The organism is Bradyrhizobium zhengyangense (assembly GCF_022012555.1).
Lineage (GTDB): Bacteria > Pseudomonadota > Alphaproteobacteria > Rhizobiales > Xanthobacteraceae > Bradyrhizobium > Bradyrhizobium zhengyangense.
Genome location: NZ_JAKLTZ010000007.1, coordinates 255471 through 281946, shown reverse-complemented (window position 1 = coordinate 281946; position 26476 = coordinate 255471). Strand labels below are relative to the sequence as shown.

At 63.5% G+C, this 26476-nt stretch carries 25 protein-coding genes; 15 read left to right on the top strand and 10 right to left on the bottom strand.

Going from position 1 to position 26476, the window contains the following annotated elements; translation table 11 throughout:
• Positions 1 to 254: 254 nt before the first annotated feature.
• The gene (locus L6639_RS26790; RefSeq protein ID WP_237864623.1) at positions 255 to 1385 is read left to right on the top strand and encodes a sensor histidine kinase; all 1131 of its coding nucleotides are present in this window, start codon (positions 255 to 257) and stop codon (positions 1383 to 1385) included.
• A 101-nt stretch (positions 1386 to 1486) separates the two neighbouring features.
• On the opposite strand, the gene L6639_RS26785 is transcribed toward L6639_RS26790, so the two are convergent.
• Positions 1487 to 3061 (bottom strand): S53 family peptidase, encoded by a 1575-nt coding sequence (locus L6639_RS26785; protein ID WP_237864622.1) that lies wholly within the window; start codon positions 3059 to 3061, stop codon positions 1487 to 1489.
• Between the two features lie 433 nt (positions 3062 to 3494).
• A complete protein-coding gene (locus L6639_RS26780; protein WP_237864621.1) occupies positions 3495 to 3905 on the bottom strand; it encodes a DUF3606 domain-containing protein in 411 nt (136 codons plus the stop codon).
• Between the two features lie 276 nt (positions 3906 to 4181).
• On the opposite strand from L6639_RS26780, the gene L6639_RS26775 reads away from it, so the two are divergent.
• Positions 4182 to 4322 carry a hypothetical protein gene (locus L6639_RS26775; protein WP_237864620.1) on the top strand — a complete coding sequence of 47 codons (141 nt, stop codon included), beginning with the start codon at positions 4182 to 4184 and terminating at the stop codon, positions 4320 to 4322.
• Here L6639_RS26775 and L6639_RS26770 read toward each other — a convergent pair.
• Genes L6639_RS26770 through L6639_RS26760 form a run of 3 tightly spaced genes read right to left on the bottom strand, consistent with a single transcriptional unit; the run spans position 4319 to position 8128 of the window.
• Positions 4319 to 5905 carry an ATP-binding protein gene (locus L6639_RS26770; RefSeq protein ID WP_237864619.1) on the bottom strand — a complete coding sequence of 529 codons (1587 nt, stop codon included), beginning with the start codon at positions 5903 to 5905 and terminating at the stop codon, positions 4319 to 4321. The genes L6639_RS26775 and L6639_RS26770 overlap by 4 nt on opposite strands.
• Positions 5902 to 6606, bottom strand: coding sequence for a response regulator transcription factor (locus L6639_RS26765; protein ID WP_237864618.1), 705 nt, complete (start codon positions 6604 to 6606; stop codon positions 5902 to 5904). The genes L6639_RS26770 and L6639_RS26765 overlap by 4 nt, the downstream gene beginning before the upstream one ends.
• Positions 6607 to 6619: 13 nt before the next feature.
• On the bottom strand, positions 6620 to 8128 hold the full coding sequence (locus L6639_RS26760) for a DUF4153 domain-containing protein (protein ID WP_237864617.1): 1509 nt from the start codon (positions 8126 to 8128) through the stop codon (positions 6620 to 6622).
• A 189-nt stretch (positions 8129 to 8317) separates the two neighbouring features.
• Here L6639_RS26760 and L6639_RS26755 point away from each other — a divergent pair, with 189 nt between their 5' ends.
• Positions 8318 to 9616: a glycoside hydrolase family 3 N-terminal domain-containing protein gene (locus L6639_RS26755; protein ID WP_237864616.1), complete on the top strand. Its 1299-nt coding sequence runs from the start codon at positions 8318 to 8320 to the stop codon at positions 9614 to 9616.
• Between the two features lie 101 nt (positions 9617 to 9717).
• On the opposite strand, the gene hydA is transcribed toward L6639_RS26755, so the two are convergent.
• Both hydA and L6639_RS26745 read right to left on the bottom strand, forming a co-directional pair.
• Positions 9718 to 11172, bottom strand: coding sequence for a dihydropyrimidinase (gene hydA / locus L6639_RS26750; protein WP_237864615.1), 1455 nt, complete (start codon positions 11170 to 11172; stop codon positions 9718 to 9720).
• A gap of 133 nt (positions 11173 to 11305) precedes the next feature.
• A complete protein-coding gene (locus L6639_RS26745; RefSeq protein ID WP_237864614.1) occupies positions 11306 to 11914 on the bottom strand; it encodes a TetR/AcrR family transcriptional regulator in 609 nt (202 codons plus the stop codon).
• A gap of 102 nt (positions 11915 to 12016) precedes the next feature.
• On the opposite strand from L6639_RS26745, the gene L6639_RS26740 reads away from it, so the two are divergent.
• The 7 genes from L6639_RS26740 to L6639_RS26715 all read left to right on the top strand — a co-directional run bounded on the left by L6639_RS26740 (position 12017) and on the right by L6639_RS26715 (position 16439).
• Positions 12017 to 12712, top strand: coding sequence for a PspA/IM30 family protein (locus tag L6639_RS26740; RefSeq protein ID WP_237864613.1), 696 nt, complete (start codon positions 12017 to 12019; stop codon positions 12710 to 12712).
• A 40-nt stretch (positions 12713 to 12752) separates the two neighbouring features.
• Complete coding sequence (locus L6639_RS26735) at positions 12753 to 13028, top strand: YiaA/YiaB family inner membrane protein (protein WP_237864612.1); 276 nt, start codon at positions 12753 to 12755, stop codon at positions 13026 to 13028.
• A gap of 260 nt (positions 13029 to 13288) precedes the next feature.
• Positions 13289 to 13387, top strand: a complete 99-nt coding sequence (locus L6639_RS43730; protein ID WP_465251685.1) for a helix-turn-helix domain-containing protein — start codon at positions 13289 to 13291, stop codon at positions 13385 to 13387.
• Positions 13388 to 13408: 21 nt separating this feature from the next.
• Positions 13409 to 14470, top strand: coding sequence for an amidohydrolase family protein (locus L6639_RS26730; RefSeq protein ID WP_237864611.1), 1062 nt, complete (start codon positions 13409 to 13411; stop codon positions 14468 to 14470).
• 69 nt (positions 14471 to 14539) lie between these two features.
• Positions 14540 to 15652, top strand: coding sequence for an amidohydrolase family protein (locus L6639_RS26725; RefSeq protein WP_237864610.1), 1113 nt, complete (start codon positions 14540 to 14542; stop codon positions 15650 to 15652).
• Positions 15653 to 15659: 7 nt separating this feature from the next.
• A complete protein-coding gene (locus L6639_RS26720; protein ID WP_220002405.1) occupies positions 15660 to 16073 on the top strand; it encodes a Rieske (2Fe-2S) protein in 414 nt (137 codons plus the stop codon).
• Positions 16074 to 16232: 159 nt separating this feature from the next.
• Positions 16233 to 16439: a hypothetical protein gene (locus tag L6639_RS26715; RefSeq protein WP_237864609.1), complete on the top strand. Its 207-nt coding sequence runs from the start codon at positions 16233 to 16235 to the stop codon at positions 16437 to 16439.
• Between the two features lie 223 nt (positions 16440 to 16662).
• Here the strand turns inward: L6639_RS26715 and L6639_RS26710 are convergent, their stop codons facing one another.
• Entirely contained in the window at positions 16663 to 17508 is an 846-nt protein-coding gene (locus L6639_RS26710; RefSeq protein WP_237864608.1) for an SDR family NAD(P)-dependent oxidoreductase, read from the bottom strand.
• A 185-nt stretch (positions 17509 to 17693) separates the two neighbouring features.
• On the opposite strand from L6639_RS26710, the gene L6639_RS26705 reads away from it, so the two are divergent.
• The 3 genes from L6639_RS26705 to L6639_RS26695 all read left to right on the top strand — a co-directional run bounded on the left by L6639_RS26705 (position 17694) and on the right by L6639_RS26695 (position 21195).
• Positions 17694 to 19190, top strand: a complete 1497-nt coding sequence (locus L6639_RS26705) for an aldehyde dehydrogenase family protein (RefSeq protein WP_237864607.1) — start codon at positions 17694 to 17696, stop codon at positions 19188 to 19190.
• Positions 19191 to 19310: 120 nt separating this feature from the next.
• Positions 19311 to 20438 (top strand): alkene reductase, encoded by a 1128-nt coding sequence (locus L6639_RS26700; protein WP_237864606.1) that lies wholly within the window; start codon positions 19311 to 19313, stop codon positions 20436 to 20438.
• A 250-nt stretch (positions 20439 to 20688) separates the two neighbouring features.
• Entirely contained in the window at positions 20689 to 21195 is a 507-nt protein-coding gene (locus L6639_RS26695; RefSeq protein WP_237864605.1) for a GFA family protein, read from the top strand.
• Here L6639_RS26695 and L6639_RS26690 read toward each other — a convergent pair.
• Positions 21149 to 21574 (bottom strand): TfoX/Sxy family protein, encoded by a 426-nt coding sequence (locus L6639_RS26690; protein ID WP_237864604.1) that lies wholly within the window; start codon positions 21572 to 21574, stop codon positions 21149 to 21151. The two genes, L6639_RS26695 and L6639_RS26690, sit on opposite strands and share 47 nt — an antisense overlap.
• A gap of 141 nt (positions 21575 to 21715) precedes the next feature.
• Here L6639_RS26690 and L6639_RS26685 point away from each other — a divergent pair, with 141 nt between their 5' ends.
• Positions 21716 to 23377, top strand: a complete 1662-nt coding sequence (locus tag L6639_RS26685) for a thiamine pyrophosphate-binding protein (protein WP_237864603.1) — start codon at positions 21716 to 21718, stop codon at positions 23375 to 23377.
• 53 nt (positions 23378 to 23430) lie between these two features.
• Here the strand turns inward: L6639_RS26685 and L6639_RS26680 are convergent, their stop codons facing one another.
• On the bottom strand, positions 23431 to 24810 hold the full coding sequence (locus tag L6639_RS26680; RefSeq protein ID WP_237864602.1) for an LLM class flavin-dependent oxidoreductase: 1380 nt from the start codon (positions 24808 to 24810) through the stop codon (positions 23431 to 23433).
• Between the two features lie 263 nt (positions 24811 to 25073).
• Between L6639_RS26680 and L6639_RS26675 the strand changes: the two genes are divergently transcribed.
• Positions 25074 to 26468 (top strand): M20 family metallopeptidase, encoded by a 1395-nt coding sequence (locus L6639_RS26675; RefSeq protein ID WP_237864601.1) that lies wholly within the window; start codon positions 25074 to 25076, stop codon positions 26466 to 26468.
• Positions 26469 to 26476: the final 8 nt, after the last annotated feature.

The window sequence follows — 26476 nt, the reverse complement described above, 5'->3', positions numbered from 1 at the left end:
TTTCTCCACTTCTGTCACGGTTCTGCTGCCAGACGCGCTTAGCCTACGACAGATTTCCCATCCGGGGGAGGGCTATAGTCACAGGTTGGGGCGAGTGAGCTTAGCGAAATCAGTCGATGTGCACTCGTAAAGGGCCGGACGGAAGTCCATCTCCGAGAGCTCAGCGGACCAGTTGTGCCAAAGTGAATTCTTTGACTTTTGGCCCAGTGGCTGCCCCGGCGGACATTGCGCTGTGCGGAAATTTGGCTTTAGGCTTGGCGGGCAAGCGTCCGAGCGAGGTTGAGGTTATGGAGGGGGAGATCGTCAGCGGCTTCTTGGCGGGAGGCGGCGAGATGGGCGCTTTGACGAGAGAGTTTGACTGGTCAAAGACGTCGCTCGGCTCTCCGGAAACATGGCCGCAAAGTCTTCGGGTGACCGTGCGGCTCGTCCTCACTTCGCGCCACCCGATGTTCATTTGGTGGGGTCCCGAACTCATCCAGTTCTACAACGATGCTTACCGCGAGACGATGGGGCCCGAGCGGCATCCAAGCGCTTTGGGCGCGCGGGGCCGCGAGTGTTGGGATGAGATATGGGACGTCATTGGTCCTCAGATCGAGTACGTCATGGCAGGTAAGGGGGCGACCTGGCATGAGGACCAACTGGTGCCGGTAACGCGTCACGGTCGTCGTGAAGATGTCTGGTGGACTTATAGCTTCGGTCCAATCGATCTCGAAGGCAAAATCGGCGGTGTGCTTGTCGTCTGCAGGGACGTCACATCCGAGCACATGGCAAGGGAAGCGCTGAACCTCATCAACGAAGAGTTAAAGCATCGCGTCAAGAACACTCTTGCGGTACTCAGTGCCGTGGCCAGCCAGACATTTCGCGACGCGTCGAGCAAAGCCGATCTTGAAAAGTATCAAGGACGACTTGGCGCGTTCGGACGTGCGCACGACCTGCTTACAGCAGCAAATTGGGCTGCCGCGCCCCTTCAAGATGTGATCAGCGCCGCGTTGAGCCCTTATAGAACAGGCGAAGGACGGATTGCCGTTTCGGGTCCTCCGCTTGTTGTCAAATCGAGGCAGGCTCTCGCTCTGTCCTTGGCAATCCACGAGCTTGCGACCAATGCCTTGAAGTACGGCGCGCTGAGTGTGACGAGCGGCCGCGTGTCGGTCACATGGACATCAGAAGATGATTCGGGTGTGCCAAAGTTCGTTTTCGTCTGGCAGGAGTTTGGGGGCCCACCTGTGTCGGAGCCGGCCGGTGTGGGCTTCGGTTCGCGCCTCATTTCTAGGGTGTTAAAAGACGATTTCAGAGGCTCGGTTGAAGTGTCGTATGGATCAACCGGACTGATTTGCTGCCTGACCGCTCCCCTCGAAAATCTAGGAAGTTCTTCGGAAGAGCGGTGAAGGCTCTTTGCCACAGCATAGACGAACACGGCTGCGTCGGAACGACGCGGCCGTGTTCTACGCAGGCGGACTGATCATCCGCCTGCGCCAAACGCGATCGGCTAGCTGCTCGGGCCGCCCTGGAGCGCGGTCAGCAGCTTGTTGCCGTCAGGCGCGCCCCAGCCGGTGCAGGCGTCCCATCCGGGACCTGCCTTGTATTGTCCGCCGAGCAGACCGTCGGTGTCGTTGTTGCCGACGGTGATGTCGCGCAGCACGCCTGATGGCCCGAACTTGGAATAGAGCAAGGCATTGAAATTGCCGGACCGTGCGCCGAGCGCGGCGTTGATCCGGGCGATCAGGCTGGCCCAGAGCGGTGCGGACGCGCTGGTGCCGCCGACAATGCCGAGCTTGCCGCCCGACATCGTCAGATAGCCCGTGGCCGGATCGGCATTGGCCGCGACATCGGGGATTGCGCGTCCGGCAAAGTGCTTGGGATTGATCGACTTCGGCACGATGCCTTGCTGCCAGGCCGGGACCGGTGTGATGTCACTGACGCCGCCGCCGGTGCCGCTGCCGGGTCCGTCGTTCCAGACGGTCTCGGTGATCTGCACCTGCTTCTTGGCGTTGGCGCGCGCATGCAGGGTGGTGCCGCCCACCGCCAGCACGTAGGGACTGATTGCAGGGTAGTTCACATGCGCCCGTCCGTCCTGCATCTGTGCTTCCGAGCCGTCGTCGCCGGTGGAGACGCAGAACGTGATGCCGAGATGGGCCGCCGCGAGGAAGCTGTGGTTGCAATGGTCGATCGCAGCCGGTGACCAGATCACTCCGCTGTTGTTGAAGGCCTGGTTCTCGTCCCAGCCCCAGCTGATCGACACGACGGAGGGATCGTTGACGGAATCGCTGACGACCTTCGCGAGACAATCGACCAGACCCTTCTCGTCGAAGGTGGAGAAATAGGTGGCGATCTTGGCACCGCCGCCGAGCGCGCCGGCGACGTTGACGTCCAGCATCACCTCACCGGTCGATTCCGGATCGCCGGCCGGATCGGTCGAGACGCCGTCGACCGCGATGACCGCGACCTCCGGTGCCGGAACGCCGATCTTGCTGAAATAGGCCGCGACGTCGGGCGTCTCCACGCCGCCGCCGAACTCGAGCAGGCCGATGCATTGCTTGCTCGCATCGACCTTGGGGAAGTCGTAGATGGCGCCGAGCTCGGTCGGAATGAACCAGTGCCGCACGGAGCTTGCGAAATCCGGCTTTGCGCTGCTCGCCGAATGACGTGAGCGGTGGAGCACACGATGGTTGTTGAGGCCGAATACGCCGGTGATGGCATCGCCGACTTCGGGGGGGACGTGCACCGGGCCGGTGCGGGCGTGGAAGTCGCCGAGCTTCGGATGGGAATAGTCGAACAGCGTGACGCCGAAGGCGTCGCTGACGTCGTCGACTGTTCCGGCGATGCCGAGCCGCGCGGCGGCGGGCTCGTTGCGGGTAACGACGAGCTTGTGCGCCTTGGCAAAATCCTCGATCGACTTGATGGCCTTGGGATCGGAGCCGTAGCTGCTCGCGAGCTGGTCGCGCGTCATATACTTGCGCTCCTTGGGGAGCTTTTTGTCGAGATCGGACAGATCAGGCAGATCGGCGGATCGCTTGACGCCGACCGTCAGCTCGATCCAGCGCTGGCCGTTGGTTCGGCGCATCGCTTTCGAGCCTGTCGGCAGTTGATGGACAGAGTTGGGAAGTTCGACCATGTGGGGTGTTGCACTAGGGGACATAGTATTTCCTCCTTGTACGGGGTGGTGCGCTGGAAAACTGTTGCGGACGCGGGTCCTGTTCGTTCGAAAGTGTTCAGGTGTTCGAAAATGGATCGCGGCGTGCCGGCGAAAAAGCCGGTACGAAATAGATCAAACCTAAAATAGCAAAGCGACGCGATGCATCCTAGCAGCGGGATGCTGATGCGGCAAAGCCGATCGCGCAGTGCGCGTCTCACAAATGCGTCAGTCTATCGGAGGTCACGCCTCAGCGATGAGCCAATCGATCTGACGTAGTTGGCTCATGGCAATCGTTGCGCGTGCACGGAGGCGCGATGCACGCCGGCGGATGTATCGTGCTGATGGAGAGGTGTCCGAGGTATCAGGCGGCCTTCTTCCGCGAAGCGGATGTCTTTTTCTTTGCAGTCTTCTTCGCAGTCTTCTTCTTCGCAGCCTTCTGGGCGACCAGGTACGCCTCGACCTTCCTGGACGAATGGCCGGCGGCGGCGACGGCAGCCTTCAGCCTGGCCGGCGTGATCTTGAACTTCTTCGACCAGTAGCGGACTTCGTAGGCTTCGCCGAGCGCGATCCGCGTCTTGTCGGCGGCGCGGTGCTTCTGGAGCTTGATGTATGCTTCGACCTTGCTGGCGGAGTGGCCGACCTTCTTGACGGCGTATTTGAGCTTGGCCGGGGTGACCTTGAATTTCTTCGACCAGTAGGCGACTTCGTATCTCTCGGTGAGCGCAATCAGCTTGCGGTCCGCTCCACCCCGCTTGGTCTTGTCGTCGGCCATGCTTCTCTCCTGCCCTGAATCGCGTGCGCATCCAGTCTAGCATGCCATCGGATTTTTGCGGTGCAAGATGCCGCGTGCGTGGCGGTTGTGCGAGGCGGCGGTTTTGCCGCGTCAGCTCAAATGGTTGGGAAGCGCGACGCCTGCTCATCCCGGCAGGGTCGTTCTACTTTGCATGGGGTTGTTTTCGACTTTTTTGCCATTCGCGCGTCCGTGATGGAACCTAATCGCGGCTGGCGCGACTTATCAATGACACGGGGAAACACGTGCGAGGCTGTCATGGCAGAGAAGCATACCGCCGATCGGGCAGAGATCATGCGGGCGACCGGTCATCCTGAGCTGGAATATGCCGCCGGCTGGACCATCGCTGGTCTCGTCACCATCGGCACCATCGTCGCCGCCTGGGTGTTCGCGATCTAGGCCACCGGGAATTGCAGCTCGAAGGCCACGCCGTCATCGGTCGGCTTGAGCCTGATCGAGCCGCCATGGCTCGCCATCACCGCGCGTGCGATCGCAAGGCCCATGCCGGTGCCGCCCTGGTCGCGGCGGGTCGTGAAGAAAGCGTCAAAGATCCTGTCGCGGTTTGGCGCCGAGATCGCCTCGCCATCATTGCTGACTGTCAGCCGCAACGTCGTCCGCTCGTCCACCGCCTCCAGCCTGATTGCCCCCGCCTTGTGCCGCACCGCGTTGTCGGCGAGATGCGACAGCACGATCAGTGCCTTTTCGCCGGACATGCCGACCGGCCGGTCGAGACTGCCGCTGGCCTCGATGCAGCTCGCCGGAAACCGGCTTTTCAGGTCGGCGATCACGGGCGCCAGCTCGGTGCGCTCGTTCTGCGGCAGGCTCTCGGCGCGCGCCAGCTCTCGCAGCCGCTGCGCCATCGCCTCCAGCCGTCGGGTATCGGCGAGGATGTTGGCGATGAAGGTCCGCTGCTCTGATGGCGTCAGGCCCTCGGCCTTGCCTTGATAGGAATCCTGCAACAATTCGGCCGCGCCCTTGATCGAGGTCAGCGGCGATTTCAGCTCGTGGGTGAGATGAGCCGAGAACGTTGCGATATAGTCGGAGCGCCTCGCGAGCTGCTCGGCCATCCCGAGAAAACTATGCGAGAGTTGCGCGAATTCGCGCGTGCCGTAGTGCCGGAGCGGCTGGAACGCCTCGCGATCGCCGCTTCGGATCCGTGCCGCGCGGTCGATCAATTCGCGCATCGGCAGCGTGATGGTGCGCGAGAACACGAGGCCGATCGCGATTGTGCCGAGGATCACCGCAAGCCCCGCCAGCACGAATTTTGCGCGCTCCTGGTACAGATGGTCAAAGATGTTGCTTGGCGTCCGCGTGGTGTAGATTACCCCCGCGACGCGGTTGTTGACGATGACGGGCATCGCCGAGAACACATGCACGCCAAGCCCGCGACTGAAGGAATAGATCGGCGGCGGCGGCTTGTCGGGCACGCGGTTGCGTAACGTCGCGCGGTACTGCCCGTGCAGCGCGTCCGCCACTTCCTCTATATGCGCAAGCGACTGTCCGACCTCCTGCCGCCCCGCGATCACCACGCCTTGTGGATCGAGGATGCGAAACCCCGCCAGCGTCACCTTCTGCGTCTCGCGGATGATCGGCGTCAGCTTGGCGCCGATCTCGACGTAAGCCTGCTGCGCCGGCCGGGACGCGGGCAGTGCGTCCGGCCGTCGACGCAACAAATCATTGGCGGTGAGATCGAGCGCGGGGCGGATCGGCGTGAACTCGTCGCCGGGATCGGGCAGCACGTTCGGCGCAACCTCGGCGCCGAGCGTCAGGCCGCTGTCGAGCCGTGCCGCGACCTCCTGGGCATAGATCGTCGCCAGCACGCGGCTCTGGGCGATCAGCTCGGCCTGGGTCTGGCGGATCAGCTGGTTGTCGTAGAGGCGGAAGAAGAACAGGCCCACCAGCGGCAGCACGGCAACGGTCGCCAGCACCGCGAAGATCACGAGCGCGAGCGATGGCCGCCATTTGTCAGGCGGAGCGCTCACGCCTCTTTCTCGCAGCGGCCGAGCTTGAAGCCGACGCCGTGGATGGTCTCGATCACGTTGTCGCAAGCCAGCGCCGCGAGCTTGGCGCGGATATTGCGGATGTGGCTGTCGATGGTGCGGTCGGAGACCTGGATGTTGAGCTGGTAGGCCGCGCGCATCAGCTGCTCGCGGTTGAACACCGACGTCGGCCGGGTCAGGAATGCACGCAAGATGCCGAACTCGATCGCAGTCAGTTTCAGCGCCGTGCCGGCGAAGGTCGCGACGTGCTGCTCGGGATCGATCAGCAGTCCGCCTTGCGACAGCGCGGCGGGACCGGCCTTGGCCTCGCCATTGCGCGGGCTGAGCCTGCGCAGGATGACGTTGACCCGCGCCACCAGCTCGCGCGGGCTGAATGGTTTTGTGACGTAGTCGTCGCCGCCGATCTCGAGGCCGAGGATGCGGTCGATCTCCTCGTCGCGCGCCGACAGGAACAGGATCGGCACGTCGGAGATTTTGCGGATCTCGCGGCAGACATCGAGGCCGTCGAACTCGGGCATGCCGATGTCGAGCACGATCAGATCGGGCTTGTCGGCGGCAAATCGGGCTAGCGCCTCCTTGCCGTCGCGGGCCTCGATCACGTCCATGCCGGCCTTCTTCAGCGCAACGCGGATGACCTCGCGGATGTGGCCCTCGTCGTCGACGATGAGAATGCGATGCGCCAAAGAAATTCTCCGCTCACCCTGCCGGCTGGCTGCCGGACCGGCTGGTCGCCTCGGCGTCCAGCCTGCGCTGCAGCCTCCAGCTTCGAAAGCCCCAGGCCCGCCAAGCCATGTCCTGACGCTGCCTTTCTATAAGCAGATCGCGCCATCCGACAAGATTGACGAACTTTGCGTCGGAGCGAAACGGCAGCACCTTGGCGATTGCCGGCAGAGCCTGTGGCCCAAGCAGCCAAAGATAGTACTCATCGATCGATTGGCCCTTTCCTGAAACTTCCCTGCTGTGGGCGACATTATAATCGGCGATGAAGGCGTCGAAGTTCATCAGAGCACAGCTATACAGCACGATCGTTAACGCGATCAGATTGGTGCCGACAAGCCAGCGGTTCGACCGGTTGAGCACGATACGGGCGACGATCAGGATCAGCCCCAGCGCCACCAGCCCCATCCAGACGAAGGCTGCGATGCGCCAATAGGTCAGCATGTAGATGTCCACGTAGAGATCGAGGCGGAGGATGGAAGAGGCCACCAGCAGCACGTTCTGCGCCACCCAGAGATAGACCAGCGGGCGGATCACGGCGGATTTCTCTGCTGGCCCGCCCGGACGCATCGCGACCAGCACGAAAGCGGCGGCGAGCAGCGCGGTCGCGATCAGCGGATAGGCGCCGCGATGGGCGTAGGCCGCATAAGTCATGTCGGCCGGCAATACGACATGGCCCCAGAGATAGAGCCCGTCAAGGACGGACTGCGCCGCGAACAGTAGATTGAACAGGATCAGCGAGCGCAGGATGGTGGAGGGGCCGAGGAATTCCGCCGAGACGGCGGGCGGCAGTGGAGGTGGCACGGAGGCATCGGCGACTTCCGTCATGACAAGCTTCCTGCGTCGCCAGCGCAGATGGATGAACGGCCAGACCAGCGCCACCATCATGGTCCAGAACAGTACACGGGCGATGCTGACATATTCGAAAATGACATTTGGATTGAGCAGGGAGACCCATTGCTCGATCACCGGATTGGCTGCAGCGAAGAGGGCGACAAAGACAGTGCCGAGCGCCATCGGCAGCAACCAGAGTGCGATGCCACGGGTGAATGCGGACATGTTGAACACCTGAAGCGCTTCGACGAAGACTCTGAAGGGGCCGAACAGAAAGAAGTTGCGTAGTGCACGCGCGCGCTCGGCGAGCCCGGTCGTCTCCGGATTGGTCGCAAACAGCAGCGCAATGGCGAGCGCCGTCACGAGAATCAGGAAGGACAGCGGGTTGAGCTCTTCGATCGCCGGCATCAGGCCGGCGACGAGGATGGCGGCGCCGATCATGGTGCGGCGCCGATCCAGCGCGGCGTAATTGAAAAGCATCGATAAGCAGATCGTCGCGATTGCAAACAGCGTCAGCGACAGGCCGATCCGATGGCCATAGAACAGCCAGTCGGCGAGCGCAGCCAGCGCCAGCGCGCAGCCCAGCTTGGCTGGAATGGAGGAATGCCTGATCGGCCGGAGGTCCGCCGCGATCGTCGAAGCCAGGCTCGTCATGTCCGGAACACCTTTCGTGATGGGTGGCATCACGAAATCTGCACGCCGGATGTGCAGAAGGCGGGATCAACGTCTGCATGGTTTCAGGAGTCTTCTGCAGATTTCGTGCAGACGCGTTTTTGCATCTCGCGCCGCGAAATTCGCTTTGATAGGTGCGAAGCATTCGGCACTGCTCGGATGTGACGCATCATGCAATTCCTCCGTCGTATCGGCCTCGTACTGCTCTGGTCTGCCGCGCCTCTCGTTGCATTCGCGGCCGCGAACAAGAATGATCCTTATCTGGTCCCGCTGCGCGGCGTTGGAAACATCGGGCTTGTCGCCGCAAGCCTCCTGATTGTTGTCGCCCTGCTCCGCAGGGGGCGTTGGCGCAGCCTGTCCGGCAAGCTGCTCGTCACGCTCTGGTGCCTGCCGCCGGTCCTGATGGCAGTGGCGCATTTCAGTTTCGAGCTGCGCAAGCACGACGTGCTCAGCGCTGACGCGGCCGAGGCGCGTCAGCTCGGGCCTCACTTCATGGTCGGCTATTCATCTTTTCCAGAGGTCGCGCGGCTTGCCGAGCAGGGCTTGATCGGCGGCGTCTACGTCACCCGGCACAACATCCGCGGCCGATCGATCGATGGGCTGCGTGCCGAGATCGCGGCGCTTCAGGATAAGCGCCGTGCCGCCGGCCTGCCGCCGCTGATCGTCGCCGCGGACCAGGAGGGCGGAATCGTCGGACACCTTGCGCCACCGCTGACCAAAGTGCCGGCATTGGCGACGCTCGCGGGGCTTGCTCCTGAAGACCAGCAGGCCAAAGCGGAAGAGTTCGGCCGTATCCACGGCCGCGAGCTCGCCAGCCTTGGCGTCAACCTCAATCTTGCGCCGGTGCTCGATCTCAAGCCCCCACAGCGGCGTAACCGCCTCGACTTTCATACGCTGATCGGACAGCGCGCGATTGCGACCGATCCTGCGGTCGTCAGCACCATCGCAAGTGCATATGTGCGCGGGCTCGAAGAGCAAGGCGTGGGCGCCACGCTCAAGCATTTCCCGGGCATTGGCCGCGTGCGCACGGACACACACCATTTCAGCGCCAACCTCAACACGCCGGTCAGGGAGCTGGAAGCGACCGACTGGCTGCCGTTCCGCGAAGTGTTGTCGCAGTCGCACAGCGCGCTGATGGTCGGCCATGTCACACTGACTGCAGTCGATCCCGATCACGCCGCCTCGCATTCGAAACGCGTCGTCGACGGCATTATCCGCGAGACCTGGAAGTACCAGGGCCTGGTCATGACCGACGATCTGGTGATGGGGGCGATCTATCAGCACGATGTCTGCAAGGCCGTGGTCGAGGCCATCAACGCCGGCGTCGACCTGCTGCTGGTCGCCTACGACGGCGCGCAATTCTATCGGATTTTCGGCTGCGCCCTCGACGGATCGCGGCAGGGCAAGCTTGATGCGGCCATGCTGCGCGCAAGCGCGGCGCGGCTCGTCCGTGCCTTTCCGGCGGACTGAGCCAAGTACGATCGACGATAGCAGCTACAGCACTGGCATTGATCTCGTGGCTGATCGCGGCATCTCGCAAGTCTGAAGCAGCCGTTGCGATAGATAGAGCGCTACGGCGTCACCGCTCCGCGTGCGACCGCGCGCGGGGCGGTCAGCTCCTTCCAGGTGGAGTTTGCAACGTGCACCGGCGAGAAGGCGGGCCGTTCGACATAGTGTCCGTCGCCAGCTTCTGCTCGCAGGTCGCCATCCTTCCACACGATGCGACCGCGCGAGAGCGTTGCCGCCGGCCCGCCGGTGCAGGCAAAGCCCTCGAACACGTTGTAATCGATCCGGCTCATCTGCCGCTTCGCGCTGATGGTCTTCGTCGCTTTCGGATCCCACACCACGATGTCGGCATCCGAGCCGACGGCGACCGCGCCCTTGCGCGGATAGATGTTGAGGATGCGGGCGATGTTCGCCGAGGTCACTGCGACGAACTCTTCCTTGGTCAGGCGTCCCGTAGCAACGCCGGCGGTCCATAACAGTGCCAGGCGATCTTCGAGGCCACCGGTGCCGTTCGGGATCTTCCTGAAATCGCCGAGGCCGAACCGCTTCTGCTCCGTCGTGAAGGCGCAATGGTCGGTCGCGACCACTTGCAGCGAGCCGGACTGCAAGCCCGCCCACAGACTGTCCTGGTGCGACTTGTCGCGGAACGGCGGCGACATCACGCGCTGCGCGGAATGATCCCAATTTTTGTTCTGATATTCGCCTTCATCGAGCAGCAGATGCTGGATCAGCGGCTCGCCATAGACGCGCTTGCCGGCGGCCCGCGCGCGCGCGATCGCCTCATGCGCCTCGCGGCAGCTCGTATGCACGATATAGACTGGTGTGCCCGTCATGTCGGCGATCATGATGGCGCGGTTGGCGGCTTCGCCTTCGACTTCCGGCGGCCGTGAATAGGCATGGCCTTCCGGGCCCGTGACGCCGCGCGCGATCAGCGCCTCCTGCATCAGGGCGACGACATCGCCATTCTCCGCGTGGACAACAGGCATTGCGCCGAGATGGGCGCAGCGCGCGAACGAGTTGTAGAGCTCGTCGTCGTTCACCATCAGCGCGCCTTTGTAGGCCATGAAGTGCTTGAAGGTGTTGATGCCGTAGGTTTTGACCACGGTCTCCATCTCGTCATAGATCTGCTTCGACCACGACGTCACCGCCATATGGAAGCCGTAGTCGCTCGCCGCCTTCTCGGATTTGTGACGCCATTCCTGATAGGCCGCCAGCATCGACTGGCCGGGGTCGGGCAGGCAGAAATCCACCACCATGGTGGTGCCGCCGGTCAGCGCCGCTTTCGTGCCGGATTCGAAATCGTCGGCGGTGACGGTGCCCATGAACGGCATTTCGAGATGCGTGTGCGGATCGATGCCGCCCGGGATGATGTAGGCGCCGCCGGCGTCGAGGATCTCCGCGCCCGTCGGCGCCGCGATCGATGCGCCGACCGCGACGATGCTGCCGCCCTCGATCAGCACGTCCGCACGGCGCGAATGATCATGATTGACGACGGTGCCGCCGCGGATGAGGAGGGACATGGGAACTCCGAAAGGAAAGGGAGAGGACGGAACGCGGCAAAACTAAGCACACCGGCCATGATGTGACAGGCGAAATTTTAGTCAACCGTCGCCCTTGGATCTTCGCTTCTGGCCTCGCTGCGCCTCTCGGCCGCTACGCGGCCCGCGCGATCAATCCGTCGATCATCGCACGCACGAGGCCCGCGATTTCCTTACGCAGCGCCGGTAGCGGCACGGCGACCAGCTTCTGCTCAAGTCCGAGGGCCACCATGCCGTGCACCGCCGAGAACAGGCTGCGCGCGGTGATGCCGAGCTCCTCCGGACTGCGTTTGGGAAGCAGCGCGGCGAGCGGCACATAGATGTGCCTGAACAGTTGCATCTGGTCGTCAACGGACCAGTCGGGAACGACCTTGTCGGCCTCCATACGGTGCTCGAACAGCGCGCGCCAAAGCTGGAGATTTTCCGCAGCGAAATCGCAATAGGCGATCGCGATGCGGACCAGCCTCTCCTGCGGCGAGGGCTCGCCGGCAACTTCCGCGGCGCTGAGTGCGTCGTCCAGTCGATGCAGCGTGCGCGAGCCGACCCGCAGGATCAGCTCGTCCATGTCGGCGACGAGATTGTAAACCGCCCCGTTGGCACAGCCGATCTCGCTGGCAAGATCGCGGGTCTTCAGGCCCGCCAATCCCCGGCTAGCGATCATCCGCTCCGCTGCCAGGATCAGGTCGCCCCGCAATTTCTCTCGACGTTCCAACGCTTTAGTCATCTTCCAGCCAATATCGTGAGCGTTGCTCAAAATTATTCTTGAGCAATGCTCAAGTTATGCTACAAAGCATCCGTGAGCAATGCTCATAACAGGGAGCAAGCAATGTTCAAGACCGTTGTCACACTTTTCCGCGGCAGCGTGGCCGCTGCCGGCGAGGAGCTGGAGGACCGCACGGCCCTGCTGATCCTCGATCAACAGATGCGCGATGCGGCCGCGGCCGTCGAGCGCAGCAAGCGGACGCTGGCGCTGGCGATCGCGCAGGATCAGCAGGAAGGCCGCAAGCTCGAAGCCACTGTCGCCCGGATCGCCGACCTCGAGACCCGCGCGGTCGCCGCGCTCGATGGGGGCCGCGAGGATCTCGCCAAGGAGGCGGCTGAAGCCATCGCTGGCCTCGAGGCCGATCGTGACGCGGCGCTGACCGCGCGCGCACTGTTCGCAACCGAGATCACCCGGTTGAAGCGCCATGTGGCAAGCGCGCAGGCGCGCATCACCGAGCTCGATCGCGGCCGCCGGGTCGCCCGTGCCTCGGAGGCAGTGCGCTCGCTCCGACGCAGCGGCATCGAGGCGGCGCGCCCGTACGAATCCACGCTGCCGGAAGCGGAGAGCACCTTGAAGCGCCTGCGAGACCGGCAGATCGAGGCCCAGGCTGCCGACGATGCGCTGTTCGAGCTCGATGCGGCCACCGGTCCGCTCGCCACGGCCGAGAAACTCGCCGAGCAAGGGTTTGGGCCTCGGATCAAGACCACCGCGGACGACGTGCTGGCGCGGCTGAAGTCCAAGCGCCCAGCGACTGCCTGAACTCAAGCCCAATCATCATCAGAACCCATAGGAGACGACCATGAACCAGAACGGCCAACCCCACAGCGGTGCCTGGGTGACCTTCACTTACGCATCCTTCGCAGCCTCCGCCTTCCTCGTCGCGCTCGGCGTCTTCTTCCTGCCGATCGATTTCTGGATGAAGGGCTATCTCACCATGGGCATCGTGATGCTGATCCAGACCTGCGTCACTTTGACCAAGACCGTGCGTGACAACCACGAGAGCAGCCGCCTCGTGAACCGCATCGAGGATGCCAAGGCTGAGCGGCTGCTGATGGAGGTCTCCAAGGCCGCTTGAGCGGAGAACATGGGAAAGGGGCGGCGGATGCTGAAGCATCCGCCGCTTTCGCGCATTTCCAGTCATTTGCAGGAGCGGAGGTCGCGCGCTTCTGCGCCATCGCAGCCATCGCGTGCTGCGGCGCGCGGATGCGCCGTGGGGATATGCGCCCGACGACCCGGCGGTAGAGCGGCTTGCGTCGCCGATGGTCGCGGCCAACGCATCGCGCTAGTGCAGCGCATCTTGATCATGACGGCCCGACGCCATATCGCGCGTGCGAAATGCAACCGAGCCATGACGGATCGCGCAGGTCTGTGGCCTTGCGCCTCGGCATCGGCCGGAGCACTCTGCACAGGCGGTGCAGAGAACGCCGCCAATAAAGATTGCCCGAGGGAGCATCCATGGCGGTGACGCGGATCGACTGCGATATCCACCCGGCGGTTGGTGGCACGCGCACGACGCTGCTGCCCTATCTCAGCGATCACTGGAAAGAGCAGGTGGTGAGCCGCGCCATCGACGGCGTCGATCTCACGAGCTATCCGCCGAGCATGCCGCTCACGGGCCGCGCCGACTGGCGGCCGGCCAATGGCACCAAGCCGGGCTCCGACCTTGCCATGGTGCAGAAGGGCGCCTTCGACCAACTCGGCGCCAGCCACGCCATCCTCAACGTGCTCTATGGCGCGCAGGCCGTGTTCGATTCCTACATGGCGGCCGACTTCTGCAAGGCCATCAATGACTGGATCGCGGCCGAATGGTTGTCGCGCGACCCGCGCCTGCGTGCGTCCATCGTCGTGCCGATGCAGGCGCCCGATCTCGCGATCGAGGAGATCGAGCGCCGCGCCGGCGATAGCAGGTTTGTCTCCATTCTGGTGCTGGCGCAGGGCGAGACGCTGCTGGGCCGCCGGCATTTCTGGCCGGTCTATCAGCTCGCAGAGAAATACGAGCTCCCGCTCGCAATCCACGCCGGCACGCAATATCGCCAGGCGCCAAGCTCGGCCGGTTGGCCGTCGCATCGCTACGAATATTATTTCGTGGAGGCGCAGGCGTTTCAGGCGCAGATCCTGAGCCTGATCTATGAGGGCGTGTTCGGCAAATATCCGAACCTAAAAGTCGTGCTGATGGAATCTGGCGTGAGCTGGCTGCCGGCCTTCATGTGGCGCGCCAACAAGACATGGCGCGGCGTGCGCGTCGAGGTACCCTGGGTCGAGCGTGAGCCGGCCGCGATCATCCGCGACAATTTCCGCGTCACAATGCAACCGTTCGACGCGCCCGGCGACGCCAGAAGCGTCGAGGAGATCATCGACCAGATCGGTTCCGAAAAGATGTTCCTCTTCGCGTCCGACTATCCGCACTGGCAGTTCGACGGCGACGATCCGATCCCGCCGCATCTGCCGAAGAGCATCATCGAAAAAATGTGCGTCGACAATCCGCTGGAGACGTTTCCGCGGTTGTCGTTGAATTAGCGCATGATCCGGAAAAGTGGGCCGGTTTTCCGATAAGATCATGCGCAAACAAAAAGCTTGGAGGATCGCATGAGTGACGTCATCGACCGCCCTTTGCGTGACGACGAGAGACCGGCCGCATCAAGGCTGCGCATCGTCGATTGCGACGTGCATCCGAGCCTGCATTCTCATGATGATCTCAACGAGTTCCTGCCAAAACGCTGGCAGCAGCATCTGAAGGAATATGGCAGCCATTTGCGTACGCCCTATCTCTTCACGACGCCCTATCCCCGCTCCTCGCCGTTGATCGCGCGGCGCGATGCCTGGCCGCCGACGGGTGGGCCGCCCGGCTCCGACTTGGCCTTCATGCAGAAGCAGCACCTCGATCCGCTCGATGTCGAGTTCGGCATCTTGCAGGTGCTCGATCTCTTCATCTTCTCGCAGCAGAATCTCGAATTCGGCGCGGCGATCCAGCGCGCCATCAACGATTGGCAGCTGGCGTTCTGGTCGCATCGCGATCCGCGCCTGAAGGCCTCGATCCTGGTCGGGCAGGACGGCGTGGACCTTGCGATCGCCGAGATCGAGCGCTGCGCCAAAACAGGCGAATACATCCAGATCAATGTCTCGCCGCGCGCCAACGAGCCGCTCGGCCGTCGCCGCTATTGGCCGATCTACGAGCGCGCGCAGGCGCTCGACCTGCCGCTCGGCATCCATGTCGGCGGCTATGGCGGTCACGCGCCGACCGGCGGCGGCTGGCCGTCTTATTATGTCGAGGAACATCAATCCAACGCCCACACCATCGCGGCGCAGCTCGCCAGCCTCGTCATCGAGGGCGTGCCGGAGCGGTTTCCAAAACTGAAGATCGTCTTCATCGAGGGCGGCTTCGGCTGGATCCCGTCGGCGGTCTGGCGCATGGATCAACACTTCGAACGCTTCCGCAGCGAGGTACCCCATCTCAAGCGCAAGCCCTCGGAATATGTCCGCGAACATTTCTGGTTCACGACTCAGCCGATCGACGAGCCAGACGAGGCGCGGCATCTGCGCGCGCTGATCGAATGGGTCGGCATCGATCGTCTCCTGTTCTCGTCGGACTATCCGCACTGGGACTTCGACGATCCGCGCTTCGCCTTCAAGACGCCGCTCACCGAGGCCGAGCGTAAGAAGATCTTCAGCACGAATGCGCGTGCGGTCTACAAGTTCTGAGACGAGCATGGCCCGTCACATCGTCGCGTCGACTTCAGAAATCCCGCCCGGCGGCAACAAGGTTGTCGACGTCGCGGGCCGCGACATCGTCGTGTTCCATGTCAACGGCGAGTTCTTTGCGCTGCTCAACCGCTGCCCGCATGAAGGCGCGCCGCTGGAGAAAGCGGCCTGCGTAGCGCGGCTGACCTCGCCAGAGCCCGGCGTCTATGAGCGCTCTCGCGTTGGCGAGATGCTGCGCTGTCCCTGGCATGGTTGGGAGTTCGACATGCGCAACGGCCAGTCCTGGTTCGACCCCAAACGGTTCAAGATCCGGTCATATCCGGTTGCGGTGGAGCGGGGCGAGGAATTGCAGAAGGGGCCGTATGTCGCTGAGACATTTCCGGTACATGTCGAAGACTCCTATGTGATTGTCGAGGTCTGAAACACCTCCGTCATTCCGGGGCATTCGCGCAGCGAATGAACCCAGAATCTCGAGATTCCGGGTCTGGTCCTGCGGACCATCCCGGAATGACGGATCACGCATTGAGATTCGCACGCAAGTGGGATAAGGCTCTCGCGCTTTCAGTGGCGGAGACGAGCTTTGTCGAAACAATCCCTGCGCGAAGAGGCCGAGCGCCTGATCCGCGAATCGATGGAAAAGAAGACCATCGTCGTGAAGCAGGGCTCGACCCGTATCGAGACGGTCTGCGGCAAATGCGGCGCGCCGAACCGGGTCCAGGCGGAAAAAGGCCAGACCCGCGTCAAGTTCGCCTGCAAGAATTGCGGGCACAAGCAGGAGACGCTGTAGGCTTCTTACCTCTCCCCGCCCTTCTGCGGGGAGAGGTCGGATCGCGACAGCGATCCGGGTGAGGGACCGGGCACGCGGTTACCGCAATCAAACTCCGACCGACTCCAGTGGGACCGGTTAGGGAAGTCCACCTTAGCTACTCACATCGAGCTTGCGGAGGCATCCCCTCACCCCACCCTCTCCCCGTAAGAACGGGGCGAGGGAGTGAGAGAGCTGTGCCCGCCTAACCCCCCTTCACGAACCGTGCGAACGCATCCGCGTAATCCGGATGCCAGCGCGACAGCGGCGGGCGGTTCTCGACGATGTCGCCGGCAGCCCACAGCATGCGTTTCTCGTCGAGTGCGCGCGGCACGTCATTGTCAGGGCAGAGGATGTAGAAATCGCCGGCCTCGAGCCGCGCGATCATGAAATCCACGGTCTGCTCGGGCGTCCAGGCGCTGGCCGGCTTTTCGGTGCGGCCCTTGGCGGTGAGCCCGGTGAACACGAAGCCGGGGATCAGGAGATGCGCGGTGATTTGGCAATCCCTGGTGCTGCGCAGCTCGTGCTGGAGCGCCTCGGTAAACGCCTTCACGCCGGCCTTGGAGACATTGTAGGCGGGATCGCCGGGCGGGGTGGTGATGCCTTGCTTGGAGCCGGTGTTGATGATCAGGCCTGCCTTGCCGCGTGCCATCATGTTCGGCGCGAAGATGCGCGTGCCGTTGATGATGCCCCACATATTGACGCCGATGATCCGGTGCCAATTGTCCGGCTCGCCGAACAGCGTGCTGCCCGGCTGGATGCCGGCATTGTTCATCAGCAGGTCGGTGCCGCCGAAATGCGCGCCCACGGCGCGTTCCAGTTCCGTCACGCTCTCGATCCGGCTGACGTCGGCTACTGATGTCATCACGTTCGCTGCGCCTGCGATCGATGATAGTTTTGTTGCAGCCTCCGCCAGCCCGCTCTCGTCGACATCGGCGATGCACACTTTCATCCCGGCGCGTGCGAATGCCATAGCCGCGGCGAAACCGATGCCGGATGCGCCGCCGGTGATCACGGCAACATTGCCCTTGGCGATGACAGGATGCGGCATGGCAGTTCTCCGGGAGTGACTCTTGGTCGAGCTATAACATGCGTTCGCGGGACCCTGCACAAGTCGGCATGGCAGGCCTTCGTTCCGCGCCGACTTTACGCCTCTCCGGCGCCGCTGTATTCTCTTTGGCCTAACGATCCCGCCCAGATCGAACCCAATCAATCACCTATAAAGGGAGTGCAGCCATGGCTGTGTCGCAGGCGATTCCGATCACGCGCAATCCGTTCGCCAACGGGTCCTACAAGCAGATGCTGATCGACGGGAAGTGGGTTGATGCCGCCTCCGGCAAGCGCTTCGAGACCCACAACCCCGCCACCGGCGAGCTGCTCGCAACCGTTGCCGAAGGCGACAAGGAAGACATCGATCGTGCGGTCGCGGCCGCCCGCCGAGCCTTCGAAGGCCCCTGGAGCAAGGTTAAGCCGTTCGAGCGCCAGAACCTGCTGCTCAGGCTGGCCGATCTCGTCGAGAAGAATTTCGACGAATTGTCGCAGCTCGATACGCTCGACATGGGCGCGCCGCTCAGCCGCACCCGCGCCTATCGCCTGCGCGCCGTCGGCATGCTGCGCTATTACGCCGGCCAGACCACGGCGATCCATGGCGAGACCATCGAGAACTCGCTGCCCGGCGAGATCTTCTCCTACACGCTGAAGGAGCCGATCGGCGTCGTCGGCGCCATCATTCCCTGGAATGGTCCGCTCACCGCGACGATCTGGAAGATCGGCCCTGCGATCGCGACCGGCTGCACCGTGGTGCTGAAGCCGGCCGAAGAGGCGCCGCTGACCTCGCTGCGCATCGCCGAGCTCGCGATGGAAGCTGGCATTCCGCCCGGCGTCGTCAACGTCGTGCCCGGCTATGGCGAGACCGCAGGCGCCGCGCTTGCCTCGCACCATGACGTCGACAAGGTCGCCTTCACCGGCTCGCATGTCACGGGACAGTCGATCATTCGGGCGTCGGCGGGTAACCTCAAGCGCGTCTCGCTCGAGCTCGGCGGCAAGTCGCCTGATATCGTGTTTGCGGATGCCGATCTCGATGCCGCCGTTCCGGGCGCCGCGATGGCGGTGTTCGCCAATTCAGGCCAGATCTGCAGCGCCGGCACCCGCCTGTTCGTCGAGCAGGCCATCTACGAAGAGTTCGTCGGCCGCGTCGCCGAGTTCGGCAAGAAGCTGCAGGTCGGCAACGGCCTCGATCCCAACGTGCAGATCGGCCCGCTGGTCTCCGAGCAGCAGCTCGAGCGCGTCACCGGTTATCTCGACATCGGCCAAAAGGAAGGCGCGCGAGCACTCGCCGGCGGCGGCCGCGTCACCGAAGGCGCGTTGTCAAAAGGCTTCTTCGTCTCTCCGACCGTGTTCGCCGGCGTCCAGGACAACATGCGCATCGCGCAGGAGGAGATCTTCGGTCCCGTCATCTCCGCGATCGCGTTCAAGGACATGGACGAACTGGTCAAGCGCGCCAACAACACCACCTTCGGCCTCGGCTCCGGCCTGTGGACGCGCGACGTCACCAAGGCGCATGCGGTCGCAAAGCGCCTGCGCGCAGGCTCGGTGTGGGTGAATTGCTACCAGGCGATGGACCCGGCCGTGCCGTTCGGCGGCTACAAGATGAGCGGCTATGGCCGCGAGTCCGGCAAGCAGCATGTCGAGGAATATCTCAACGTGAAGGCCGTCTGGATCAAGACGGCGTAAGGCCTGTTTCTCCCGCGTTCCCGCGCGAGGGAATATCTGTTTTTTGGTGGGGCGGCGCCTTTTCCGGTGGCCGCCCCTCGCTATATGATCCGCATCCTTCCATAGCCACCTGGGGCCAGCATGAAATATCCGGCGTTGTTTAGACCATTGCAGGTCGGTCCGTACAAGCTTGCGCATCGCGTCGCGATGGCGCCGCTGACACGCATGCGTGCCGAGCGCGACAGCTTTTCGCCGCGGCCGCTCAACGCCGAATATTACGGTCAGCGCGCGACGAAGGGCGGCCTGATCATCGCCGAAGCCTCGCCGGTGCTCTCGCATGGCCGCGGCAATCCCGCGACGCCGGGCATCTATACGGACGCGCAGATCGCCGGCTGGCGCAAAGTGGTCGATGCCGTGCACGCCAAGGGCGGCATCATCTTCCTCCAGCTCTGGCATGTCGGCCGCGTCTCACACTCCTCCTTCCACGGCGGTGACCTGCCGGTCTCGGCTTCGGCAATCCCGATCAGGGCCGAAGGCATGAAGGCGATGACCGCCGATGGCAAGATCGCCGATTACGAGACGCCGCGCGCGCTGGAGACCGACGAGGTCAAGGGCATCGTCGAGGCCTTCCGGCAGGGCGCGAAGAACGCGCTCGCGGCCGGCTTTGACGGCGTCGAGATCCATGGCGCCAATGGCTATCTGCTCGAGCAGTTCCTGCAATCACGCAGCAACCAGCGCACCGATCAATATGGCGGCTCGATCGAGAACCGCACGCGCCTGCTGCTTGAAGTCACCCAGGCCGCGATCGACGTCTGGGGCGCGAACCGCGTCGGCGTGCGGCTGTCCCCACATGGCATCGCCAATGATTCCGCCGAGCCCGATCCGATGCCGCTCTATACTCACGTGGTGAAGGCGCTCGACAAGCTCGGCCTTGCCTATCTGCACCTCATCGAGCCGCGCTCCAGCGGTGCCGGCCGCGCCGACGTCCATTGGGAGAACGTGCCCTCGGCCATGGTGCTGTTCCGTCCGCACTACAGCGGCGTGCTGATGACCGCCGGTGGCTTCACCGGCGAAACCGCGAATGCCGCGATCGCCGACGGCCATGCCGACATCATCGCCTTCGGCCGCATCTTCATCTCCAACCCCGATCTGCCACGTCGGTTCGAGCATGGCTATCCCATCACGCCGTACAATCGCGCGACGTTCTATGGCGGCGAGGAAAAGGGATATACGGATTACCCTGTCTATGACGAGCTGACGCTGGCGTGATCTCTCCTCCGTCATTCCTGGGCGGTGCGTAGCGCCGAACCCGGAATCCATTCACGCCTTGGCTTGCTGCTCAACGGATTCCGGGCTCGCGACTTCGTCGCGCCCCGGAATGACGAGCTTGATTTGTGGCCCGGCCGTCAACACAATCTCCGTCATTGCGAGCGCAGCGAAGCAATCCAGAGTCTTTCCGCAGAGGCAGTCTGGATTGCTTCGTCGCTGACGCTCCTCGCAATGACGATGAGGAAATATCATGGCCAAAGCTGCAGTCGCCGCAGGAACCGCCACGGGCCAATGCCTCTGCGGCAAGGTCACTTTCGAGATCGACGTCCCCGCGCGATGGGCCTGGCATGATCACTCCGCCGCGAGCCGCCGCGCTCATGGCGCGGCCTACGCGACTTATGTCGGCAGCTGGAAGAAGCGCTTTCGCATTACATCAGGCAAGATCGCGCTCACCCGTTACGAGGACAAGGCGACCAAGACCGTGCGCAGCTTCTGCTCGCATTGCGGCACGCCGATCGCCTATGAGCGCCCGCGCGGCCCGCACATGGTCAATATTCCCCGCGCGCTCTTCAAAGAGCGCACGGGGCGCCAGCCGCTCTATCACATCGCCATCGAGGAGCTGCAGGAATGGGCCTATACCGGCGAGCCGCTGGTGCCGCTGAAGGGCTTTCCGGGCGTGGTCTGGCAGCGCTCAAAAAAGAAGAAGCGTGCTAGCGGCGAGAATCCGTTCGAGCTCGGGCGCGAGGAGGCGCTTTAATCCTCGTCTTGGTTGCTGCCTTGCGCGGCGCAGCCCGCTTTGCCGGCGGCTTGGCCGGCATCGTCGCCACGTAATCGAGCGCGCGCTTCACCCAGGACTTGAGCCCGGCATCGGTTCGCGTGCCTTCATCCGAGACCCGCACGAACCCGGTCATGATGCGCCCGCGCATTTCCATCGGACTTGTGTGCGGTTCCTTCAGCATACTCGCGTGCGCCTCAGGGCCGACGCGAAACAGCATGCCGCCGCGGCCGCTGATGGTGCAGCACATCACGTTGTCCACCATGAAGCAAAGCCCGCCCATCATCTTCTTTTCCGCAACGTGACGCTGGCCCGCCAGCAACTTGCGAACCCGTGATGCGGTGCCCTCGTCGTAGGCCATGACGGTCCTCCCGGCTTGGTCGATCTTTCCAGCTTCTCCTCGTGTGCGCAAGGCAGCCATGACCGCACTTCCTTGCGCGTGCCCCGAAAGTTCGGCCATCATGTCCCAGTCCTTGCGGCAACGTCCGCTCCTGGAGGAAACATGAAGAACAAGATCACCGGCCGCTCGGCCTTTCTCGCGCTGCTCAAGGACGAGGGTATCACGCATCTGTTCGGCAACCCCGGGACCACCGAGCTGCCGATCATGCACGCGCTGAAGGATCACCCTGACCTCACCTATGTGATGGCGATGCAGGAAAGCCTGGTGGTCGCGATCGCCGACGGCTACAGCCGCGCTTCCGGCAAGCTCGTCGCCTGCAACGTCCATGTCGCGCCCGGCCTCGGCAATGCGATGGGCTCGCTCTACAACGCCCAGTTCACGGGCACGCCGATGATCCTCACCGCCGGCCAGCAGGAGCAGGGCCACGGCCTGATGGAGCCGGTGCTCTATGGCCCGCTGGTACGCATGGCCGAGCCGTTGGTGAAATGGGCGGTCGAGGTGACGCGGCTGGAAGATTTGCCCCGCATCGTGCGCCGCGCCGCGAAGGTGGCGATGACGCCGCCGACCGGGCCGGTGTTCATCTCGCTGCCGGGCGACATCCTCAACAGCGAAGCCGGTATCGACCTCGGCCGCTCCACCCGCATCGACGCGCGGGTGAAGCCCTCGGACGACGCGCTCAGAGCATTCGCCGCGCGGCTGCTGAAAGCGGAGCGCCCTGTGATCGTCACCATGGACGAGGTAGTCAAGAGCGACGCACTGAAGGAAGCTGCCGAACTCGCCGAACTGCTTGGTGCCGCCGCCTATCAATCCTCGACACCCTATGGCTCGCACTTCCTTTCGGAGAGCCCAAGCTTCGTCGGCACGCTGGCCCGCGTGCAGAAGGTCGCGCGCGACACGCTTGCGCCTTATGACCTCCTGATCGCGCTTGGCGGCGATCCCCTGCGCATGTCGGTCTATAGCGAGGTCGACGCGCTGCCTGATGGTCTCGGCATCGTGCAGGTCGGTCTCGTCGACTGGGAAATCGCCAAGAACTACGGTGCCGAGATCGCGCTGAAAGCGGACGTGAAGGAAACGCTGCGCGCGCTGATCCCGGTGCTAAAAGAGATGGGCGGTGCGCCGCTCGCGAGCCGCGCAAAGCAGCGTCTCATCGAGCTTGCGCCGAAGAATTGGACCGCGCGGCGCGCCGCTTTGGTCGAGCAGATCGGCAAGAACGCCGCCCGCACGCCGATTGATCCTGATTATCTCGTGCTGCAAATGGTCGAGGCGATGCCTGAGAATGCCATCCTCGTTGACGAAGGCCTCACCTCCAGCCGCCAGGTCGCGGCGCTGCGTCCGCATCGCGATCGCTATGGCTATCACGGCCTTGCCTCCGGCGGCATCGGCTGGGGCCTGCCGGCCTCGGTCGGCGCCAGCATCGCCAATCCGGATCGCCCTGTCGTGTGTTTCTCAGGCGACGGCAGCGCGATGTACTCGATCCAGTCGCTATGGACCGCCGCGCATCACAAGCTGCCGCTCAATGTCGTCATCGCCAACAATGGCGGCTACCGCATCATCAAGCAGCGCCTGCTTTCCTTCCATGGCGACAACAATTATGTCGGCATGGATTTTGTCGATCCGCCCGTGGATTTCGCAGGCGTTGCCAAGGCGCTCGGCTGCGAAGCGATCAAGATCAGCGATCCCAGCGAGCTGAAGGCGACGCTGGCGTCGGCGTTCAATCGGCCGGGTACGAAGCTGATCGAGGTGATGGTGGACGGGGAGGTGTAGCCCCGGTGTCGTCCTGGCGAAAGCCAGGACGACACCGAAGATGAGGTGAGAGCCTACCCCCTCTTCCCCACCCGATACCCCGCCGCAGGATGCGGCGCATCAAGCCGCGCGCGGCCGTCGCCGAACAGTTTTTCCCGCAGCGTACCCTTTGCATATTCCGGCTTGTACCGCCCGCGCCTGGTCAACTCCGGCACCAGCATGTCGCTGATATCCTCGAAATCGCCGGGCGAGATCGCAAACGCGACGTTGAGGCCGTCGACATCAGTCTTCTCGAACCAGTCCTCGATTCTGTCGGCGACGCTTTCGGGCGTGCCGACCACGACCGGCCCGGCGCCGCCGATGCCGACATGCTCGATGACATCACGCACGGTCCAGACCCGATCGGGGTCGCCGCGGGTGACGTTGTCGAGCGCGCTGCGGCCGGCATCGTTCTGGACGTGACGGACCTGCTGGTCGAGCTCGTAGCCTGAGAAGTCGATGCCGGTCCAGCCCGACATCAAAGCGAGCGCGCCTTCCGGATTGATGTGCGAGCGGTAGTCGGCATATTTCGCCGCAGCTTCAGCTTCGGTGTTGCCGAGGATGATCGTCATCATGTTGAACATCAGGATCTCGGCTGGGTTGCGGCCGAGCGCGGCCGCCTCCTGGCGGATCGCGGCGACGCGCGGCGCGATGATCTTGGCAGACGGTCCCGACATGAACACGCATTCGGCGTGTTTTGCGGCGAACTGCCGCCCGCGCGGCGAGGTGCCGGCCTGGTACAGCACCGGCGTGCGCTGGGGCGACGGCTCGCTGAGATGGATCGTGTTGTTGATGCGATAGTTCGCACTCTCATGATTGATGCGATGAACTTTGCTGGGATCGGTGAAGATGCCGCGCTTGCGATCGCGCAGCACCGCGTCTTCCTCCCAACTGCCCTCCCAGAGCTTGTAGACAACCTCCATATATTCGTCGGCGATGTCGTAGCGGTCGTCGTGCCCGGTCTGCTTGTCCTTGCCGGCGCCTCGCGCGGCGCTGTCGAGATAGCCGGTGACGACGTTCCAGCCGATCCGTCCCTCGGTGAGATGGTCGAGCGTCGACATCCGCCGCGCGAACGGATAGGGCGGCTCGAACGAAAGATTGCTGGTGACACCGAAGCCCAAATTCTTCGTCACTGCCGCCATTGCCGAAAGCAGCAGCAGCGGCTCGTTCGACGGCGTCTGTGCTGCATTGCGCAAGGCTGCGTCAGGGCTGTTGCCATAGACGTCGTAGACGCCGAGCACGTCGGCCAGGAACAACCCGTCGAAACGGCCGCGTTCCAGCGTCTTGGCAAGATCGATCCAGTAGGGCAGGCGGTTATATTCGGCGGTGCGGTCGCGCGGATGGGTCCACAGCCCTGGCGACTGATGCGCGACGCAATTCATCGCAAATGCGTTGAGCCTGATTTGCTTGGCCATGCTGGTCCCCCGGCGCCCTGTACTGAGCGCTCTTTGAATGATAGACGTGCGCCCCAATCTGGCGAAGTTCTTGCATATCATTGGCCCATGGCAAGGGCCAAGAATAGGAAGGCTTGCGCTTGGCAAGGCCAAAATCAGCGGCACTTCCGCTCTTGGCAAGCCAAGCTCAAGAGAGCAAGAACGAAATCGCAAGGCCCCGCCACTTTCGAGCGTCCGCGTAGTCCGCTACGCTGCCTCGTTCCAGGACGTTGAAGACGATACTGATGACCAGAGCCGACGCCATCACCCGCGCCCGTGACGACTTCCAATCCGGTGCGTTTCTCTCCGAACTCGACCGCCGCGTCGCCTATAAGACCGAGAGCCAGAACGCCTCGCGCGGCCCTGAGTTGCGGGCCTATCTGGAACAGGAGATGGTGCCGGCCTTTGCCGCGCTCGATTTCACCAGCCGCATCGTCGAATCCCCGAGCGGCAAGTCGCCGTTCCTGTTTGCCGAACATCATGAGAGCGCGTCCGCGCCGACCGTGCTGGTTTACGGCCATGGTGACGTCGTCGACGGCATGGAAGGCGAGTGGCGTGATGGCCGCGATCCCTGGCGCACGACGAAGGCGGGCATTCGCCTCTATGGCCGCGGCACGGCCGACAACAAGGGCCAGCACAGCATCAACATGGCGGCGCTGCGCGCGGTGCGCGAGGCCCGCGGCGGCAAGCTCGGCTTCAATGCAAAGTTCATCGTCGAGATGGGCGAGGAGATCGGCTCGCCCGATCTCGGCAAGGTCTGCGATCTCAACCGCGATGCGCTCAAGGCCGATCTGTTCATGGCCTCGGACGGACCGCGGCTTTCGGCGGATCGGCCGACGCTGTTCCTGGGCTGCCGCGGCGGCATCCGCATCCATCTCGATGTGAATTTGCGCGATGGCGGCAACCATTCCGGCAATTGGGGCGGCGTGCTCGCCAACCCCGCGACCATCCTGGTCAACGCGATCTCGACGCTGGTCGATGGCCATGGCCGTCTCCAGCTTGAAGCCTTGAAGCCGCCGCGCCTGACCAACCAGATCCGCAGCTATCTTGCCGACGTGCAGGTGGTGCCGACCGAGGACGAGCCACAGCTTGCGGAGAACTGGGGTGAGGACGGCCTGTCCGCGGCGGAGCGGCTCTATGCCTGGAACACGCTGGAAGTGCTGGCGATGTCGTCGGGCAATATCGAGAAGCCGGCCAACGCCATTCCCGGCCATGCCAATGCCGTGTTGCAACTGCGTTTCGTGGTGGGCACCAAGGTCGATGGCCTGATCGACGCCGTCAGGGCGCATCTGGTGGAAAAGGGTTTTCCGATGGTCGAGGTGCGGGCGGCCCAGAGCTTTGCCGCCTCGCGCACCGATTTCGACAGCCCCTGGATCAAATGGGCGGCTGACTCAGTCCAGAACACCACCGGCAAGGCGCCGGCGGTGCTGCCGAACTTCGGCGGCTCGTTGCCGAACGACGTGTTTTCGGAAGTCCTGGGCCTGCCGACGATTTGGGTGCCGCACTCCTATCCCGGCTGCTCCCAGCATGCGCCCAATGAGCACATCCTGCTGCCATTGACCGAAGAAGCCTTGACGGTCATGGCCGGCCTGTTCTGGGATCTCGGTGAATTGCCCAAGCCGCTAAGTCCATTAACCTGAGCGGGCAT

What these genes read in the sequence shown, in the direction of transcription:
- L6639_RS26785 (WP_237864622.1), bottom strand. Translation starts at nt 3,061, where the DNA reads ATGCGCCGAACCAACGGCCAGCGCTGGATCGAGCTGACGGTCGGCGTC.
- L6639_RS26780 (WP_237864621.1), bottom strand. Translation starts at nt 3,905, where the DNA reads ATGGCCGACGACAAGACCAAGCGGGGTGGAGCGGACCGCAAGCTGATT.
- L6639_RS26775 (WP_237864620.1), top strand. Translation starts at nt 4,182, where the DNA reads ATGGCAGAGAAGCATACCGCCGATCGGGCAGAGATCATGCGGGCGACC.
- L6639_RS26760 (WP_237864617.1), bottom strand. Translation starts at nt 8,128, where the DNA reads ATGACGAGCCTGGCTTCGACGATCGCGGCGGACCTCCGGCCGATCAGG.
- L6639_RS26755 (WP_237864616.1), top strand. Translation starts at nt 8,318, where the DNA reads ATGCAATTCCTCCGTCGTATCGGCCTCGTACTGCTCTGGTCTGCCGCG.
- hydA (WP_237864615.1), bottom strand. Translation starts at nt 11,172, where the DNA reads ATGTCCCTCCTCATCCGCGGCGGCACCGTCGTCAATCATGATCATTCG.
- L6639_RS26745 (WP_237864614.1), bottom strand. Translation starts at nt 11,914, where the DNA reads ATGACTAAAGCGTTGGAACGTCGAGAGAAATTGCGGGGCGACCTGATC.
- L6639_RS26740 (WP_237864613.1), top strand. Translation starts at nt 12,017, where the DNA reads ATGTTCAAGACCGTTGTCACACTTTTCCGCGGCAGCGTGGCCGCTGCC.
- L6639_RS26735 (WP_237864612.1), top strand. Translation starts at nt 12,753, where the DNA reads ATGAACCAGAACGGCCAACCCCACAGCGGTGCCTGGGTGACCTTCACT.
- L6639_RS43730 (WP_465251685.1), top strand. Translation starts at nt 13,289, where the DNA reads ATGCAACCGAGCCATGACGGATCGCGCAGGTCTGTGGCCTTGCGCCTC.
- L6639_RS26730 (WP_237864611.1), top strand. Translation starts at nt 13,409, where the DNA reads ATGGCGGTGACGCGGATCGACTGCGATATCCACCCGGCGGTTGGTGGC.
- L6639_RS26725 (WP_237864610.1), top strand. Translation starts at nt 14,540, where the DNA reads ATGAGTGACGTCATCGACCGCCCTTTGCGTGACGACGAGAGACCGGCC.
- L6639_RS26720 (WP_220002405.1), top strand. Translation starts at nt 15,660, where the DNA reads ATGGCCCGTCACATCGTCGCGTCGACTTCAGAAATCCCGCCCGGCGGC.
- L6639_RS26710 (WP_237864608.1), bottom strand. Translation starts at nt 17,508, where the DNA reads ATGCCGCATCCTGTCATCGCCAAGGGCAATGTTGCCGTGATCACCGGC.
- L6639_RS26705 (WP_237864607.1), top strand. Translation starts at nt 17,694, where the DNA reads ATGGCTGTGTCGCAGGCGATTCCGATCACGCGCAATCCGTTCGCCAAC.
- L6639_RS26700 (WP_237864606.1), top strand. Translation starts at nt 19,311, where the DNA reads ATGAAATATCCGGCGTTGTTTAGACCATTGCAGGTCGGTCCGTACAAG.
- L6639_RS26695 (WP_237864605.1), top strand. Translation starts at nt 20,689, where the DNA reads ATGGCCAAAGCTGCAGTCGCCGCAGGAACCGCCACGGGCCAATGCCTC.
- L6639_RS26690 (WP_237864604.1), bottom strand. Translation starts at nt 21,574, where the DNA reads ATGGCCTACGACGAGGGCACCGCATCACGGGTTCGCAAGTTGCTGGCG.
- L6639_RS26685 (WP_237864603.1), top strand. Translation starts at nt 21,716, where the DNA reads ATGAAGAACAAGATCACCGGCCGCTCGGCCTTTCTCGCGCTGCTCAAG.
- L6639_RS26680 (WP_237864602.1), bottom strand. Translation starts at nt 24,810, where the DNA reads ATGGCCAAGCAAATCAGGCTCAACGCATTTGCGATGAATTGCGTCGCG.
- L6639_RS26675 (WP_237864601.1), top strand. Translation starts at nt 25,074, where the DNA reads ATGACCAGAGCCGACGCCATCACCCGCGCCCGTGACGACTTCCAATCC.